The following is a 553-nucleotide window of genomic DNA, read 5'->3' as shown; positions in this document are numbered from 1 at the left end:
AGTGATGCGTATGGAAGGTACCTCATGGGAGCTAGAGACCAAAGCGGACAAGGATACGATGGATAGCCTTGTCAAAGGCGTAGAAGAAAATGGCGACCTTTATAACGATAAGGTCATGCCGCAAGATGTGCGCCATGCAAAAGACATCGATCCAAAAGAGGTGACAGGCAAACAGACCGATGAGCAGCCAGAAGCGATAGAGCATCCGAATGTCGCAGGGGCGAGAGGTCCTGCGCACAGTGAGTGAGTCATTAGCACCGCCAGTGATCTGGTATGAAGGTCTGGCGCGATATCAACAGCAAGGTATCGCTCATGTGTTGGCAACGGTTGTGGCTGTGAATGGCTCGGCTCCGCGTGCGCTACAGGCCAAAATGATCGTCACGCAGGATGGCATCGTAGATACGCTGGGCGGCGGCGGTCTCGAGCATGATGTGATTACTACTGCTCGTCAGCTACTGAACGGTGAGATATCCGCCACGGTATCCAAACAAGTCAAACCAAAAGTTTCTGAAGTTAATGAGACAAGCGCGTCAGCTCCTTCTAAAGCGGTACG

Annotated in this window: 2 protein-coding genes; both read left to right on the top strand. The window is 52.3% G+C overall.

Features of this window, described 5'->3' with window-relative positions:
- The coding region (locus tag ACS8FC_RS20010; RefSeq protein WP_439298071.1) for a hypothetical protein at nt 1-247 on the top strand (247 nt) is incomplete at its 5' end.
- A partial coding sequence (locus ACS8FC_RS20005) for an XdhC family protein (protein ID WP_439298070.1) occupies nt 240-553 on the top strand: 314 nt, incomplete at its 3' end. The genes ACS8FC_RS20010 and ACS8FC_RS20005, both read left to right, overlap by 8 nt.

The sequence above is a fragment of the Psychrobacter sp. 1Y4 genome (genome assembly GCF_051847555.1).
The sequence above is the reverse complement of the archived record's forward strand: the minus strand, read 5'-3'. Positions and strand labels throughout refer to the sequence as shown.